Raw genomic sequence first — 15,639 nt, 5'->3', positions numbered from 1 at the left:
GCCCCATGTCAATCGTAAACCACATCACAGGATTTCTTCCCGATCTCGTCTCCATTCGCCATGATCTTCACGCGAACCCGGAAATCGGATTTGAAGAGAAGCGAACGTCGGACGTTGTGGCAACGCATTTGCAGGCCATTGGCATCGAAGTGCATCGCGGCATCGGTAAGACGGGCCTTGTTGGCTTGCTAAGGAATGGTGATGGCCCGACGATTGCCCTGCGGTCAGATATGGATGCTTTGCCGATGCAGGAGTTGACCAATCTGCCATACCGATCTCGAATTGAGAACCGGTTCCATGGCTGCGGGCACGACGGACACATGACAATGCTTCTCGGTGCTGCCCGTTACCTTGCTGAAACGAAAAACTTCGCCGGGACCGCGATGTTTGTTTTCCAGCCTGCCGAAGAGGGGCTAGGCGGTTCGCGGGCGATGATCTCCGACGGGCTTTTCGAGCGGTTTCCATGTGATGAAATCTACGCGCTTCACAACGCACCCCATCATCCCAAGGGAACGGTTGCAATCTCCAACGGCGCCGCGATGGCTGGAGCAGACTTCTTCGATATTCGCATCCGGGGCAAAGGAGGTCACGCAGCGCTCCCGGATACGACTGTTGACCCCGTCATTGTCATGAACACACTGATTCAGTCCTTCCAGACAATTGTCTCGCGAAACATCTCTCCGATATCGTCGGCCGTCATTTCGGTGACGAAGATATCTGCGGGATCAGCCTATAACGTCATTCCAGACCTGGTGGAGTTGGGTGGAACAATCCGCGCTCTGGATGAGGCGACGCGCGTGCTAGTGCGCAAAAAGATGCGTCAGGTTTCGAAAGGCTGCGAGGAGCTCTACGGCGTGGAGATCGACGTCGATATTCGCGATGTCTTTTCCGTACTTTACAATCATCCTGTTCAAACGCAGTCGGTGGTTGACATAGCGAGTTCGCTTCTTGGGCAAAAACAGGTTGAGGCGAATTGCCCACCTTTCATGGCAAGCGAAGACTTCGCGGATATGCTGAAGATCGTACCGGGCGCTTATTTTTTCATTGGCCAGGAAAACACCGCTCCGCTCCATAATCCCTCCTACATTTTTGATGATGATATTATTCCAGTCGGCGCAGCCCTTCTTGCCTCCATTGTCGAAACGAGAAGTTCAGTCCGCTAGCGCCGACTAAAGATCATCACCGAGAAGCGGTCCGGCGCTCGGCTTGGAGGCAGGGAGTTGAGATCGCTTTTCCAAACTGCATGCGGAACAACCGCGGGCTGGTGATCTTTACGACCAGACACAGGGATGGTTTCCCTTATGAGGACATGACACCGGCAGATTTCCAACCCGCATCTGCCGGTGGTTTGAATCGATAGGGCTCTGAAAGGAAGAAGATATGCTGTCCGTTTCCAAAGTCGTCGTCGGAACCCGCACATCGGTCATCGCAGGCATGTTGCTCGCCATGTCCGTGGGCTCTGCCACTTATGCTGCCGATCAGGTCCGTGTCCGAGGCACCGTTGAAAGCCTCGAGGGCAAAACCCTGTCCGTCAAGACCCGAGAGGGCAGCGATGCCACAATCACGCTCAAGGATGATTTCAAGATTTCGAGCGTCGCCAAGGCGTCTATTGATGATATCAAGCCTGGCGATTTTGTGGGCATAGCATCGTTGCCTAAGGCAGACGGTGGCGACGGCGCGTTGGAAGTCCTGATTTTTCCAGCATCCATGAAGGGTACGGGGGAAGGAAGCTATGCCTGGGATCTGAAGCCAAATAGCTCCATGACCAACGCGACGGTCGCAGATTCGGTCAAATCGATTGATGGCCACACCGTTACATTAACCTATCAGGGGAAAGAGAAAAAGATCACCATTCCGCAAGGCACACCCATCGTCACATTCGCACCTGCCGTCGTCGCCGACATAAAGGCGGGCGCGACCGTCTTCGTACCATCGGAAAAGGCTGCTGACGGATCGATGTCAAGCGGCCGCGTCGTGGTCGGCACCAATGGCGTCGTGCCCCCGATGTAACCACCTCGAACCAGCGACCGGCTTGTCTACCTCAACCGGTCGCGATGCGAGCGATGCCGCTCACGAAAGAAACATACAGCGCCGCCAGATAGCTCGGCCCTGGACGGGCTTAAAGGCACCTGTCCAAGAGGCGTTGACGGGGACAATTTAAGGGTATATGCACGCATAATGGCCCACTGTTATTCAACGATGCTGCGCGAGGCGACCAGGAAGGTTTCCTCATTCTATGACGAGGCGCTCTTGCCGGTCGGCATCAATGTCGCGCAATTTTCCATGTTGCGGCGCATCGAACGCTTGCAGCCGATCAGCCTTAGTGAACTTGCTCGAGAGGCATATCTCGACCGCTCCACGATCGGCAGAAACGTAAAAGTCATTGAGCGCATGGGGCTTGTTGAAACCCGCCGCAGCGGCGTCGATCAGCGCGAAGCGCTCATCATGCTAACTAGAGCGGGGACGGACATGCTGGAGACTGCCGGGCCTGTCTGGGACGATTGCCAGGCTGCGATGGAAAAACGGCTTGGCGCGATCAAGATGACTGCGCTTCAGGATATTCTTCGTTCGATCTGATTATTTAAGCAAAATGATGCATATACCCGCATAAGGAAGCTTCATGACAGGCCCAACTCCCGCTGCTTCCGATACACCGCCAATAGCACACGCCTTGTCAAAGCGCGGCATTCATTATGGCTGGGTGATCGTTGCGGTGACCTTTCTCACCATGATGGTTGGCGCCAGTGCCGTTGGCGCACCGGGTGTCCTGATCGGCCCGTTACAGAAGGAATTCGGCTGGGACGTCGCCGATATTTCTGCGGCATTTGCCATTCGCTTTCTTCTTTTCGGTGCTGTCGGTCCCTTCGCCGCGGCTTTTATTACCCGTTTCGGGGTGAAGCGCGTTTCCATTTTCGCGCTTGCATTGATTGCCGCTGGCGTTGTCGGTTCCTTCACGATGACAACCCTGACCGAGCTGTTCCTTCTTTGGGGCGTCGTTGTGGGGCTGGGAACAGGCTTCACCGCAATGGTCCTGGGCGCGACTGTCGCCACCCGCTGGTTTGTTGCCAAGCGCGGTCTGGTCATCGGCCTGCTCAGCGCCAGCGTGGCCACGGGACAGGTCATATTTCTCCCGGCCTTTGCCACACTCTCCGAAGCATGGGGCTGGCGTATCGCGCTCAGTCTGCTGCTGGCATTGCTCGGGCTCAGCGCCGTCGTCGTTCTCTTGCTGATGCGCGACAGGCCTGCCGATATCGGCCTCCTGCCCTACGGGGCGACGGAAGCGCCCGCGCCGGAAACACTGGCACCATCGCTCGCAAAAACGCTTGTCGCACCCCTTCGCGTCCTTCGTGTCGCTGCCAAGTCCGGCACATTCTGGATCTTGTTCGGTACCTTCTTCATCTGCGGGGCGACAACAACCGGCCTTGTGCAGACCCATCTGGTCGCCATCTGCGGTGATTTCGGTATTGCACCTGTCATGGCCGCCGGCATGCTTGCAGCCATCGGGGCTTTCAATTTCATCGGCACCATTGGCTCTGGATGGCTATCAGACCGATTCGACAGCCGCTGGCTGCTGTTCTGGTACTACGCCCTGCGCGGCCTCTCGCTTCTCTATCTGCCTTACACCGATTTCGGGTTCTATGAGCTCACCATCTTCACGGTCTTTTATGGCCTTGATTGGCTGGCCACCGTTCCACCTACTGTCAAACTGGCAGCGGAGAAATTCGGGCCTGACGCTACCATCGTTTTCGGCTGGATCTTCTTCGGCCACCAGATCGGCGCAGCTCTTGCCGCCTGGGGTGCGGGGCTAACCCGCAGTCTTTACGCCACCTATCTTCCCGCTTTCTATATTGCGGGTTTGATTTGCCTGATCGCTGCCATCGCAGTGTTCGCCATTCAAAAAACAAATCTCATCCAAAAACCGAAAATGGCCTGACCGGCCGCTAGAAAAGGAAATATCATGAACTATAGCCCATTTGGAAACACCGGCTTGCGCGTATCACAAATCGCGCTTGGCACTGCTAACTTCGGCACAGGCTGGGGACATGGCGCCACAGCGGAAGAATGCACTGCCATCTTCAATGCCTATGCCGAAGCGGGTGGCAATTTCATCGATACCGCTGACATCTATCAGTTCGGGCAATCTGAGGAGATCATCGGAGAACTGTTGCACGATCGTCGTGAAAATTTCGTGCTGGCGACCAAATACACCAGTGGAGCGACCCCGAATGCGGACCGTCTCATGACTGGGAATAGCCGTAAAGCCATGGTCGCATCACTGGAAGGAAGCCTCAAGCGGTTAAAAACCGAGCGGATCGATATTTTTTGGGTTCACCACCCTGATGGCTTGACCCCCTCGGAAGAGATTGTTCGTGGGCTTGACGACCTCGCGCGCGCGGGCAAAATTCTTTACGCAGGTCTGTCGAATTTTCCGGCCTGGCGGATTGCGCGCGCCGTGACCATCGCTGAACTCACCCGCGCCGTCCCAATTGCCGCAGCGCAGTTTGAGCACAGCCTCGTGCATCGCGAGCCCGAAGCTGATCTGTTTCCGGCCGCCAAGGCACTTGGCCTTGGTATTGTGACGTGGTCTCCGCTAGGTGGTGGTGTCCTAACAGGCAAATATCGAAACGGCGAAATCGGCCGTGCAGAAAAAATGGGAGGGCGCGTCTTCCAGGCCGAGAACAGCGAACAGCGCACACGCATTCTCGATACCGTGCTCGAAATCGCCGGGGAACTCGAGACAAGCCCCGACCGTGTGGCCATTGCCTGGGCCGGTATTCATGGTGCGATACCGATGATTGGTCCACGGTCGCTGGCGCAGTTGCAAGCCAATATCGGCGCGGTCTCGATCAAGCTTTCGCAGGAGCAAGCCAAACGCCTGGACGATGTAAGCAAGCTGGTCGGTGTTGACCCGACAGCTTCAGCCAGTGGACAAGACAGCAGCGTATCTGCCGATAAGATCGTTGCTTGACCAATGACACTCTTTGCAGGTTTTGAAAGCGGTCGAGTTGCAGTCAACGGGGTCGAGATTTCCTACGTTGCTGCCGGTACCGGGGATCCCGTTTTACTCCTACACGGGTTTCCACAAAACAAAGCGCTCTGGGCGAAGATCGCGCCAGCACTCGTTGCGCTCGGCTACCGGGTGGTGTGCGCGGATCTTCGCGGCTACGGACAGTCGTCCAAGCCCGTGGCCGACGCGAACCTGTCAAACTACAGCTTTCGCGCCATGGCTGTGGACCAGGTGGAACTGATGAGCCGCCTCGGTTACAACAGGTTTCATGTTGTCGGTCATGACCGCGGCGCGCGTGTTGCCCACCGTCTATGTCTGGATCACGAAGGCGCGGTTGCGAGCGTGACGCTGATAGACATCGTGCCGACTGTTCAGTTGCTGAGTGACCTTCGAAAGGAGGTTGCGCAAAGCTATTGGCATTGGTTTTTCCTTGCGCAACCAGCACCGTTTCCGGAGGAAATGATCAAGGCCAATCCGGATCTGTTTTACGAGACCTGTCTGTTTGGCTGGGGCGGGGCGATAGCGACGGATTTCGCAGATGATCAGCTGATGGCATATCGTGCATCTTGGCATGACCATGATGCGATTTCTGGAAGCTGCAACGACTATAGAGCCGCTGTGAAAGTCGACTTTGCCAATGACCTCCAAGATCGCGAGCGGCTGGTAGCAGCACCATCATTGGTCCTGTACGGAGAATCAGGTGCCATGGCCAGGCTCTACGACATGCCGTCGGTCTGGATTCCGTTCTGTGCCAACCTTGAGGTTCATGCGGTCCCCGGTGGACATTTCTTTCCCGATATCGAGACTGAGCGCGTCGCCTCTCATGTATTCCAGTTCTTACAACGACATCCAATGTCCAAACAGGGATGAAGGCCGGGCTCCCTCGGCGTGGTTCCGGTCTGCTAGCCGATATCTTAAACGATATCTTGCGTCATGGGACACCGCCTCCTGTGACGTTGAAAAAGCGCACAGTGTTGATTCACGCGTAAATATTGCGCTCTTCGGGCACCTGGTACCAATGCCAAGAGCCAGCATCGGCCCGTGATACCCCGCGACGTCGCCGATGACGCACACGCTATCCTCATCATGTTTCACAAACGCTGGCAAATATCCAACGAGCCCAGTGATCCGATAACATCAGGCAACTCATGCGCACCCACTGGCTCTCGAACCGTATGCTCAAACCTTAAGACAACACCGTTGATTATTGCGGCCACGCCTGGAGAATTCTACGGACGCGTGCCGTTAAAAACCGGGTGGTTATCGAGTTATCCTGCCAAATACGACAGACGCGTTTAAAGTTCATCCAGGCTGTCGTTTATCGCCTCAATAGCGCGAAGACGTGAGCGGCCAGTGACGTGCGCTTTTTCGAGGCAGCGGGTTATGATGAGGTGGCACAAGGCCATGACCGCGGTGTGGTTGAAGAGCGGCCCGGGCGCGAGCGTCTGGCAATAGATGTGCCAGGTTGCGCTGCCCAGCAGCGGAGCCCCCTCATCCGTCACATAAAGAAATCTCGGCCTTGCCTTTTCAATCTGCTCGAGGATCATATCCATGCCAGCAATCCGACGACGCAGACCAAAGAACACCACCACGTCGTCCGGCATGATGCTGACCAGATGTTCACCGAGCGTCTGGCCCGGACCAGGAATGGCGACGATGTTTTCTATAACCTGCGTCAATTGCCATTGCAGATAGGACGCGAAGGGTTGACTGCTGCGGAACCCCACGACCCAGACTTTTCGAGCCGAAGAAAGGGCTTCCGCGATGGCGTCGATCTGGCTGTCCGATATCGACAGAAACGTGGTTTCAATATTTGTTATGCTCTGTGCGACATGCGCTGCAATCGATTGACCATCCGATGCAATGCCCTTCGCCGACAGAAAGAGCCGTGACCCCGTCTGTTTTTCGGCGCGCGCATGGCGTCTTGCCTCGTCATAATTTTCATAACCCAACTTTTGCACGAAGCGAGAGACGGTCGCCTTTGAGACGTGTGCCAGTATCGCCAGTTCAGATGCCGAATAGCTTGCCAGTTCGCCGGGAAAATCGCACACGAAATCTCCCAGCCGCCGCTCCGCCGGATGCAGGGTCGGCAGAGCCTGCCGGACCCGATAAAGAAATGAGCGTTCTTTGAAGGACAAGTCCAACTCCGTAGGGGTGTCGCAGAAAATCGGATGCGCATGTCCATGGATGCAAAACCGTGGTCTGAGCTTGTCCAGCTTGCGAAACGCCAGAGCAATCCGACTGTTATGTTTGATCCACGGTCCAATCTTTCATCCGTTGGACAAGCAGCCTTATCGCTGCGGGTATGGGTGCGATGACAGGTTGCCGGAACCGATTTGCGAGGGTGAACGCTACCTGCCCCAGCGGTCCACCGCCGATGATGACTGCATCCGCACCATCCTTTTCAAAACATTCCTGAACCGCGTGAAACAACGCCTCCTCGAGCCGTTCTTTCGAGGCTACCAGCCTCTCGGGATCACCTGCGGTTAGCCTTGTTCCGGTGAAGAGATGGGCGAGCTGAAGACTATCCGCCTTGGCGCCAAAGCTTTCCACGAGCCGCGGCGTGACTGTCGCGATGCCGAATTTACGCGCACCTGCGGAGGCCTCCAGCATACTCGCTTCACAAAGACCGACCACCGGGCAATTCACGCGCTTGCGCACGAGATCTATGGCAGGATCACCGAAGGCGCCGATGATAATGCCGCTCAGTCTGTTCTTGTCGACAACAGCCATATCGACAACACCTTGTTCCGAAGCAGCAAGCTGCATGGCATCCAGGATCATCGGAACTCCGTCTGTCGCGGTTACTCCCTCTAGATCGAAAAATGAATCAAGCGTGGAACGCGCGATAGACGTCATCATTCGTGTTGTGGCCTGGGACGTATTCGGATTTATCAGTCGGATCAGCGGCATTGTCTTGAACGCACACCGAGGATCAGAGCGCGCCTCCTTCTTCATTGTTGGTCGGTTGATGCTGGAGACAGCTAACCGGGATGAATACAAGCCACCTGACCCATAGCGTCAGAATGCGGAAAGAGGGGGGGCACGTCCGCACGGCATTCGTCGGAGACCCTTTCGCAGCGAGGCGCAAAGGCGCAGCCTGATGGCAGGTTTGCGAGATCGGGGGGCGAGCCGGGAATGGTGATCAGCCGGTCTCGACCGTTTGCCAACTCGACGCGAGCACCGAGCAAGCCCTGCGTATAGGGGTGGCGTGGATGGCGGATAATATCTGCAACCTTGCCTTCCTCGACGATCCGCCCTGCATACATCACTGCGATGCGGTCGGCGACCTCGGCAGCAACGCCAATATCATGGGTGACGAAGATCACGGCAAGACCATATTCGCGTTGCAACTCGCGGATCAGAAGCAGAATCTGTATTTGTACCGTCGCATCAAGCGCCGTCGTCGGCTCGTCGGCGAGAAGCACTTTCGGATTGCAGGCGATTGCCATGGCAATCATGGAACGCTGTAACATTCCGCCAGACATTTCGTGCGGATAGTTACCGAGCCTTCGCTCGGGCGAGGGTATTTTCACTTTCTGGAAAAGAGCCAGCGCTCTTGCCTGTGCTTCAATCCGGCTCACCTTCTCGTGCCGCAGTATGGTTTCCGTAATCTGATCACCGAGTGTATAGACAGGGTCTAGCGCCAGACGCGGTTCCTGGAACACCATCGAGACAATCGGACCGCGCAAATCTCCGAGGTCTCGCTTCGACAATGCCATGACATCGCGCCCGGCCACATGCACACCACCCTCGATAAGAGTTCCGGGCGGATGCAGACGCAGCAGTGAGCGCATCGTCACACTCTTGCCGGAACCTGATTCACCCAGAAGGGCTACGACTTCGCCGGGACGAACAGTCAGGCTCACACCGTTGACGGCCCTGACCGGATTGCGGCCGCGCCTGAAGGTGACAGAGAGATCCTTGATATCGATCATCGGTGCGATTTCAGACATGCTCATGCCTCCATCTGAACGGGTGTGCGCAATGCAGGTGCCCGGCTGTGGCCGGAACCCGGCACCGGCATCAGACAGGCCGTCGAGTGATCAGAGCTTTCGCCGAACAGCAGCGGCGCCGTCGCCGAGCAGACCGGCTCGGCGAAATTGCACCGGGTGTGAAAACGGCAACCGGACGGCGGATCGATGGGGTTTGGCGGATCGCCAAACAGCGGCGGTTCCGTGGTGCGTTCTGCAGGATCTATTTTCGGCATTGAGGCAAGCAGTGCTGAAGAATAGGGATGTCCCGCATGCTCGAAGATCGCATCACGGCTGCCGATCTCGACCACCTTGCCCAGATACATCACCATCACCCGGTCGCACATGAAGCGCACGACGTTGAGATCATGCGAGATGAACAGGTAGGTTAGGCCGAAATCCCGTTTAAGATCGAGAAGCAGATTGAGCACTTGCGCCTCGACGGATTTGTCGAGTGCCGATACGGCTTCATCGAGAATGACGAGGCGCGGTTCGAGTGCCAGCGCACGGGCGATGTTGACACGCTGGCGTTGGCCGCCGGACAACTCGTGCGGATAGCGTCCGGCAAACCGGCCCGGCTCCAGCCCTACCCGGTGCAGCAGATCGTGGGCGCGTGCCATGGCGACCCGTGCTGAAACGCCGTGCACACGCGGCCCGAAGCTGATCGAGTCCTCGATCGTCAGACGCGGATTGAGCGAGGCGTAGCTGTCCTGAAAGACCATCTGGACCTGCCTGCGGTATTCGCTGAGTGCCAGCGTGCCACCGACTGTTTCTCCATCGAACAGGATCTCGCCTTGGTCTTGCCGAATCAACTGCATCAGAACGCGTGCCGTTGTGGATTTGCCGCAACCGCTTTCCCCGACGACGCCGAGCGTTTCGCCCTTCAATATATCGAAATCGATGCCATCGACGGCACGCACCTTCTTCTTGGGAGAGAAGAGGCCGCTCCCTTTGACCGGAAAGTGCCTTTGCAGGCCTCGCACCGAGATCAGCGGCTGTAACGGGCCTCCGCGTTCGCCGGTCGGAAAATCCACCATGGGCGGAGATACGACGATCTTGCTCATGATTTCACATCCATTGCCTTGCGCAGGCCGTCAGAGAAAAGGTTGAAACAGATCGACGTGAAGAAGATCATGACACCCGGCAGAGCGGCGACGTAAGGGTTGGTGTAGATCGCCGTGCGGAGCGTGTTGAGCATCAGTCCCCATTCCGCTTCGGGCGGCCTGACGCCCAACCCTAGGAAGGACAGGCCAGAAGCGAGGATCATCGACACTGAAATCAGGCTCGTGGCGAAGACGAAGATCGGTCCCAGCACGTTTCCGAGAATATGCACCGTGATGATCGTCGCCGGGCCTGCACCGGAAGCCCGCGCCGCATCGACATAATCGAGACGACGGACCTGTGTGGTCACGCTTTCGGCAACGCGCGCTATCTGCGGGATGAACACCACCGTCAGCGAGACGAGAGCATTGGTCAGTCCAGAACCAAGGGCGCCCGATAGCGCCACCGCCAGAAGCACTGATGGAAAAGCATAGAACACATCGATTGTGCGCATGATCAGCGTGTTGACGATGCCGCCTGCGTAACCGGCAATGATGCCAATGGCCGAGCCGATAACGAATGCGACTGGCACGGGGATGACACCCATAATCAGCGAGAGGCGAGCGCCGTAGATCAGCCGCGAAAGGATATCGCGGCCCAGTTCGTCCGTTCCCAGGATAAAGCCCGGCGTACCAATCGGTTTCAGGCGGCGGATAACGCTGGCTTTGGCGGGATCATAGGGCGCCAGATAGGGAGCGAAAATGGCGATCAGGATCAAAACGAAGATCAACCCGAGCGCCACGAGTGCAACGGGATCACGACAGAGGCGATGGACAACGCCGCTCCAGAAGCCCGGTGAGCGAACGATGGCCACGGGCGCTGCAAGGTTGGCAGATGCTGCTGGCGTGAACGAGGACGCGGATGACATGGCTCAGCTCCTCTGAATGCGTGGGTCGATGGCACTTTGCGCAACGTCGACGATGAGGTTGACAAGCACGAAGAACATCGCCAGCACGAGGATGGTGCCCTGCAAGACCGGCAGGTCGCGGGTAAAGATGGCCCCGTTGAGCAGGAAACCTGTTCCGGGCCAGGAGAAAACCGTTTCTATGAGGATCGACCCGCCAAGCAAATAGCCAAGCTGCAGGCCCATGACCGAGATCGCGGTAGGGGCTGCGTTGCGGATGACGTGGCGCAGGATTTGTGACGTCATCAGACCCTTCGCAGCCAGAGCCTGCGTGAAATCCTGCGCCAGTATATCTGCTACCAATGACCGGATGGTTCTGGCAATGATCCCCATCGGAATGACCGACATGGTAATTGCGGGCAGGATGAGATAGCGGATATAGCTCCAGTCGAACGCTCGACCATCCGACCCGCCGGGTCCACCACCCATGGCCGGCAGCCAGCCGAGCGTGACCGAAAACGCAATTACCAACACCATGCCAAGCCAATAATGTGGAATGCTGACGCCGATCATCGAGATGCCTGAGGCGATCTTGTCGATCCACGTCCCGCGATAGACGCCTGCCAGAAAGCCCAGGCTGGCGCCCAGCGTGAAGCCGATGAGTGTGGCGGCGCAGGCGAGAATGAGCGAATTGACCACTGCATCGGCGATTTCGCCAAGGACTGGGCGTCCAGTGGCAATCGACTGGCCGAGGTCGCCCTGTAGCGCCCTCCCTGCCCACATCCCATATTGCACGACAAGCGGTCTATCGAAACCATAAAAGGCTCGAACCTGTTGCTGTTGTTCAGCGGAGGCATCAGAAGGCAAGATGGCGGCAAGCGGATCGCCGGGCGCTATGTGAATGAGCAGGAAGCAGACGATACTGACGCCGATCGCAACGGGGATCAGATGGATAAGGCGCTTCAAAGTATAGGCCAGCATGGTGGTCCTCACGGAAAAAATGGGGGAACACTGCCGGATGCGCCGGAAACCGGCGCATCCTTCTGTCACCAGTCCCGGCGTTATTCTTCAATAGAAACTGGCGAGAAGTCCTGGAACCAGTTCTGCGCCTGCACAAAACCCTTGACCTTCTTGGACATCGCCCGCGGGTTGACGTCATGTGTGACCATCAGGAACAGTGCCTCATCAACGTATTTCTCGTGGATCTTCTGGAGCACCTTGTCCTGATCGGCCTGCACGAAGCTGTTACGAACCTGATCGAACAGCTTGTCCATTTCCGGATCACAATAAAAGCCCCAGTTGGTTCCGGCTGGAGGCACCAGGTTGCATTGGGACTGGCGGATGAGCGCGGTGAACGGGTCCTGGATAAAGTAGCTGTAATTGACGGCGGTGGCGCCCTTGGAGCTGGCATCCTTGGCACCGGCACGCCAGATGTTGATGACGGTGTTCCAGTCCGCCACTTCATACTCAACCAGGATCCCGATCTCGGCGAGCGTTTGCTGGATGTATTCATTCATCTGCAAAGGCAGCATCTGGCCAGAGCCCGATGACGAGATGATCACCTTGGTCTTTATCGGCTTGTCAGGCCCATATCCGGCCTCCTCCATCAGCTTTTTGGCGGCTTCGACATCATAGGTGAGCTTGAAGGTCGGGTTGCCAAACCACTGATGACCGGGTGGCAGATAACCTTCGGCAGGGATCATCAATCCGCCGAGCAGTTCCTTCAGGCCTTCTCGATCAACGGCGAGGTTAGCGGCCTTACGGACGCGAACGTCATTCCATGGTGAACCTTCGACACGTGAGAAGTGCCATGTCCAGTTGTGCGGATAGGCATTGGTGACAAGCTGGAAATCCGCATCCTTCAGCGAGGCCACTGAATCCGGTGGCGGCGCTTCGATCCAGTCAACTTCGCCAGAGCGAAGTGCCGCAACGCGGGTATTCGGTTCAGGAAGAGGAATGAGCACAAGCTTGTCCAACTTCGGCACGCGGGCCTTGTCCCAGTATTCCTTGTTTGGCGTGAGTTCAGCACGCTCGCGCGGCGTAAAGCCATTTTCCATTTTCCACGGACCGGTGCCCGATGGTTTCTGCGCTACGGCATCCCAGCTCTTGCCCTGCGCTTCCCAATTGGCGGGCGACGACAATGTGATCCAGCTCAGCTGGTAGGGCAGCGTCGCATCCGGGGTCTTGGTGGTAATTTCAAGCGTCAGCGGGTCCAAGACCTTGTAGCTTGCGACGGCTGGAATACGCGATTTTCCCTGTGCTGACTGGCGTGGATCGAACTGTGGCGCATCGGTTTTGAGCAGCTTATCAAGGTTCCAAACGACGGAATCGGCGGTGAATGCGCTGCCATCATGAAATTTGACGCCATCGCGTAGCTTGAAAACCCATTTTAGCTTGTCTGAAGCATCGATTTCCCACGAGGTAGCAAGCCCCGGCGTGAGGACTGAAGGTTTGTCGGCGCTCGACAAATCCCATTCAATCAGCGAATCGTAGATCGTGTATCCCATGAAGCGTTGGCCTTCGCCGCCCTGGTCGGCCTGGCCCGTGGTCAACGGGATGTCGGATGCCGTCATACCAATCCGAAGCGTACCTGCAGCAAGGGCCGTATTATTGCCAAACGCAATCAGGGCAAGCAAAGCCACTCCGGCGAAAATGGATTTCCGAAGGCTACCCACTGGGGTCGCCTTATTCGAAGTCTGCGTCATACCGTTCCCTCTTTTTAGAGTTATTGCCGGACACGAACCCGGTCGCGATATGATAGGCATTTTTCATGCCAGTTTTGATGAAACTAGATTTTCATGAAATATTTCATGCTCTTGAATCATCGTTATGGCGTTTTGCTAAAATACAGAAGGAAGGTTTACAGCTTAAACGTTGCGCGCAACTCAGATGCAGATGCATAAACTGGTTGCAGCGACCGTAAGCTTGGTGGCGCCGTGCCTCTGAGGTACGGGGCTCCTAATGGGTAGGAGACCTGAGTTCTCGGTTTATCCGGTCTGCCACGTCCGCGAGCGCTGCCTTGTCTGTTTTGATGCCCGACAAGGCGTCGTGCACCTCTTCGCCCAGGATCCGTTCGATTGCGGCGTATTGCGGAATGTTGGGGCGCTGCCAGGTGTGTAGCAGGTTTTTCTTGGCCAATTGGTCCACGAAACGCACGATTGGCGAACTGGCCGCCGCTTCTGGGTCCGCACTCACAGAAAAGCGAGGGGCAATTGGAAAACCGTTTTTCACATGGGCTTTCATTGCCTCACGCGAGGCCATCCATGCGATCGCGTCTGCGGCAAGTTCGACCCGTTCTTCCGGCAGGTTTGAGGGAATGCAAAACAGGAAGCCGCCGATCGGCGAGGCGCGTGTTCCACCGGGTCCTGCGGGTTGCGGAAGGTATTCGACCCGCCGCTTGACCACGGACTGGACGTCGTATTCGAACCGCGCAGCCCGCATGGTCCAGAAATAGCCCAGACTGGCCTTTCCCTTCATGAAGACGTCGAGCGTTCTGTCCCAAGCCATGTTGAGAATGTCCGGCGGCGAGATTTCCATCAGCCGGCGCATGAAATCTAGTGCAGCAAGGCCCGCATCTGACACGACGGTGCAGTGCAATTCCTCAAGATTGACACCTTCGAACGTAAAACCGGCCCGTGATCGTCTCAATGAAATTGCTGGCTGGCCGCAGGCGCCGAGAAAGAACAGGAAGCTTGAGGCAATCGGCATGCCCCGCGCGCCGTCCCAAACCGCCCCGTACATGCCGTTCTGCGGCGCATGGAAGGAGCGTCCGGCGGAGAGGACATCCTCGAATTTGCGGGGGAAATCCAGCCCGGCATCGGCGAACAAGTCCTTTCGAGCCGCCAGAATCTCGACCGTGCAATAGCCGGGAACGCCGTAGTCCCGGCCGTTCCAGTGCGCGGTCGACCAGATGGAGGGATGGAAATCGAGTGGATTGATCCCGGTTTTCTGGATCAGTGCGTCGATCGGCCGGACGATATCCTTTTCTGCGAACTCGCCGAGCCAAGGCATGTTGATTGCGAGCACGTCGTAATCCGAGACCGGTTTGGAGCGATTTTCCAGAACACGGCGATAGAGGTCAGGCAGGGGCAGAAGCTCGAAGTTCTTCCGCGAGGCGAGATTGTTGCGGAAGTCGGCCCACATGTTGCGCATTGCGGAAAAGTAGTTGTCGTCATTGAGAAGGAAGCGCAACTCGATGTGGGATTCCACCCGCTTCTGCACCAGTCGCATGGGCGGAATGATGTGCGAGCCGAGAGGGGTGCCGCCGAAGTAGTAGTCGTCCTCCTGCTCGCCACTGCGCAAGCCGAGCGTCTGCGCCAGCAGGGACTTTGTCTTGCCGGCATAGGCCTGGAAGGACTGCAGCAGCTTTTCGCTTGGTTGTAGCGAGAAGGTTTTGCCGGATGAGCCTTTCGGTACCTTGATGATGTAGCCGCTGTCGACCATGCGATTGATCAGCCTCATCGAGGTAGCATAGGGCAAGCCGGATTCCTGTCCGAGCGTAGAGATCGCCACACTTTGGCTGTGAATGTGGGCCTTGATCAGGAAGATCGCGATTTTCCAGACGGGATCCTCGTCGAAGCCGGCAATCACCTCGTGAAAGGGGCGCCGGGTCTTTTCCAGAAATTCGATTACCCGGAGCATTTCATAGTCGTTCACGTCGGCCTCCCGTCCGTCGCGCATTGTGACGATGTTCCTAGCGGCTGGCGCGCCCT

Annotated in this window: 14 protein-coding genes; 6 read left to right on the top strand and 8 right to left on the bottom strand. The window is 57.0% G+C overall.

The features are described 5' to 3' along the window. The first annotated feature begins 5 nt into the window (after positions 1–5). The 6 genes from EKM04_RS20850 (at position 6) to EKM04_RS20825 (ending at position 5,878) form a co-directional block, all read left to right on the top strand. Complete coding sequence (locus EKM04_RS20850; protein ID WP_183893217.1) at positions 6–1,163, top strand: M20 aminoacylase family protein; 1,158 nt, start codon at positions 6–8, stop codon at positions 1,161–1,163. A gap of 217 nt (positions 1,164–1,380) precedes the next feature. Next, entirely contained in the window at positions 1,381–2,010 is a 630-nt protein-coding gene (locus tag EKM04_RS20845; protein ID WP_183893215.1) for a hypothetical protein, read from the top strand. A gap of 168 nt (positions 2,011–2,178) precedes the next feature. Continuing rightward, a complete protein-coding gene (locus EKM04_RS20840) occupies positions 2,179–2,577 on the top strand; it encodes a MarR family winged helix-turn-helix transcriptional regulator (RefSeq protein ID WP_183893213.1) in 399 nt (132 codons plus the stop codon). Positions 2,578–2,620: 43 nt separating this feature from the next. Continuing rightward, a complete protein-coding gene (locus EKM04_RS20835; RefSeq protein WP_234910834.1) occupies positions 2,621–3,934 on the top strand; it encodes an MFS transporter in 1,314 nt (437 codons plus the stop codon). A 24-nt stretch (positions 3,935–3,958) separates the two neighbouring features. Next, entirely contained in the window at positions 3,959–4,969 is a 1,011-nt protein-coding gene (locus EKM04_RS20830; RefSeq protein ID WP_183893211.1) for an aldo/keto reductase, read from the top strand. 3 nt (positions 4,970–4,972) lie between these two features. Continuing rightward, positions 4,973–5,878: an alpha/beta fold hydrolase gene (locus EKM04_RS20825; RefSeq protein ID WP_183893209.1), complete on the top strand. Its 906-nt coding sequence runs from the start codon at positions 4,973–4,975 to the stop codon at positions 5,876–5,878. 425 nt (positions 5,879–6,303) lie between these two features. Here the strand turns inward: EKM04_RS20825 and EKM04_RS20820 are convergent, their stop codons facing one another. From EKM04_RS20820 to EKM04_RS20785, 8 genes are all read right to left on the bottom strand, one after another. Beyond that, positions 6,304–7,146 (bottom strand): MurR/RpiR family transcriptional regulator, encoded by an 843-nt coding sequence (locus tag EKM04_RS20820; RefSeq protein WP_183893207.1) that lies wholly within the window; start codon positions 7,144–7,146, stop codon positions 6,304–6,306. A gap of 106 nt (positions 7,147–7,252) precedes the next feature. Beyond that, entirely contained in the window at positions 7,253–7,966 is a 714-nt protein-coding gene (locus tag EKM04_RS20815) for an aspartate/glutamate racemase family protein (RefSeq protein WP_234910833.1), read from the bottom strand. A gap of 26 nt (positions 7,967–7,992) precedes the next feature. Beyond that, positions 7,993–8,964, bottom strand: coding sequence for an ABC transporter ATP-binding protein (locus tag EKM04_RS20810; protein ID WP_210290001.1), 972 nt, complete (start codon positions 8,962–8,964; stop codon positions 7,993–7,995). Between the two features lie 2 nt (positions 8,965–8,966). Continuing rightward, complete coding sequence (locus EKM04_RS20805) at positions 8,967–10,046, bottom strand: ABC transporter ATP-binding protein (RefSeq protein WP_183893203.1); 1,080 nt, start codon at positions 10,044–10,046, stop codon at positions 8,967–8,969. Next, positions 10,043–10,951: an ABC transporter permease gene (locus tag EKM04_RS20800; protein WP_183893201.1), complete on the bottom strand. Its 909-nt coding sequence runs from the start codon at positions 10,949–10,951 to the stop codon at positions 10,043–10,045. Before EKM04_RS20800 ends, EKM04_RS20805 begins: the two co-directional genes overlap by 4 nt. A gap of 3 nt (positions 10,952–10,954) precedes the next feature. Further along, on the bottom strand, positions 10,955–11,908 hold the full coding sequence (locus EKM04_RS20795; RefSeq protein ID WP_183893199.1) for an ABC transporter permease: 954 nt from the start codon (positions 11,906–11,908) through the stop codon (positions 10,955–10,957). An 80-nt stretch (positions 11,909–11,988) separates the two neighbouring features. Beyond that, a complete protein-coding gene (locus tag EKM04_RS20790; protein WP_183893197.1) occupies positions 11,989–13,632 on the bottom strand; it encodes an ABC transporter substrate-binding protein in 1,644 nt (547 codons plus the stop codon). Positions 13,633–13,885: 253 nt separating this feature from the next. Continuing rightward, positions 13,886–15,607: an extracellular solute-binding protein gene (locus tag EKM04_RS20785; protein WP_183893195.1), complete on the bottom strand. Its 1,722-nt coding sequence runs from the start codon at positions 15,605–15,607 to the stop codon at positions 13,886–13,888. Between the last annotated feature and the right edge of the window lie 32 nt (positions 15,608–15,639).

The sequence above is a fragment of the Rhizobium skierniewicense Ch11 genome, from assembly GCF_023757665.1.
Lineage (GTDB): Bacteria > Pseudomonadota > Alphaproteobacteria > Rhizobiales > Rhizobiaceae > Agrobacterium > Agrobacterium skierniewicense.
This window is presented reverse-complemented; position numbering and strand designations above follow the sequence as displayed.

Coding starts and splice junctions, on each gene's coding strand:
- EKM04_RS20810 (WP_210290001.1), bottom strand. CDS start 8,964: ATGTCTGAAATCGCACCGATGATCGATATCAAGGATCTCTCTGTCACC.
- EKM04_RS20830 (WP_183893211.1), top strand. CDS start 3,959: ATGAACTATAGCCCATTTGGAAACACCGGCTTGCGCGTATCACAAATC.
- EKM04_RS20835 (WP_234910834.1), top strand. CDS start 2,621: ATGACAGGCCCAACTCCCGCTGCTTCCGATACACCGCCAATAGCACAC.
- EKM04_RS20785 (WP_183893195.1), bottom strand. CDS start 15,607: ATGCGCGACGGACGGGAGGCCGACGTGAACGACTATGAAATGCTCCGG.
- EKM04_RS20795 (WP_183893199.1), bottom strand. CDS start 11,908: ATGCTGGCCTATACTTTGAAGCGCCTTATCCATCTGATCCCCGTTGCG.
- EKM04_RS20845 (WP_183893215.1), top strand. CDS start 1,381: ATGCTGTCCGTTTCCAAAGTCGTCGTCGGAACCCGCACATCGGTCATC.
- EKM04_RS20805 (WP_183893203.1), bottom strand. CDS start 10,046: ATGAGCAAGATCGTCGTATCTCCGCCCATGGTGGATTTTCCGACCGGC.
- EKM04_RS20825 (WP_183893209.1), top strand. CDS start 4,973: ATGACACTCTTTGCAGGTTTTGAAAGCGGTCGAGTTGCAGTCAACGGG.
- EKM04_RS20815 (WP_234910833.1), bottom strand. CDS start 7,966: ATGAAGAAGGAGGCGCGCTCTGATCCTCGGTGTGCGTTCAAGACAATG.
- EKM04_RS20840 (WP_183893213.1), top strand. CDS start 2,179: ATGGCCCACTGTTATTCAACGATGCTGCGCGAGGCGACCAGGAAGGTT.
- EKM04_RS20800 (WP_183893201.1), bottom strand. CDS start 10,951: ATGTCATCCGCGTCCTCGTTCACGCCAGCAGCATCTGCCAACCTTGCA.
- EKM04_RS20850 (WP_183893217.1), top strand. CDS start 6: ATGTCAATCGTAAACCACATCACAGGATTTCTTCCCGATCTCGTCTCC.
- EKM04_RS20790 (WP_183893197.1), bottom strand. CDS start 13,632: ATGACGCAGACTTCGAATAAGGCGACCCCAGTGGGTAGCCTTCGGAAA.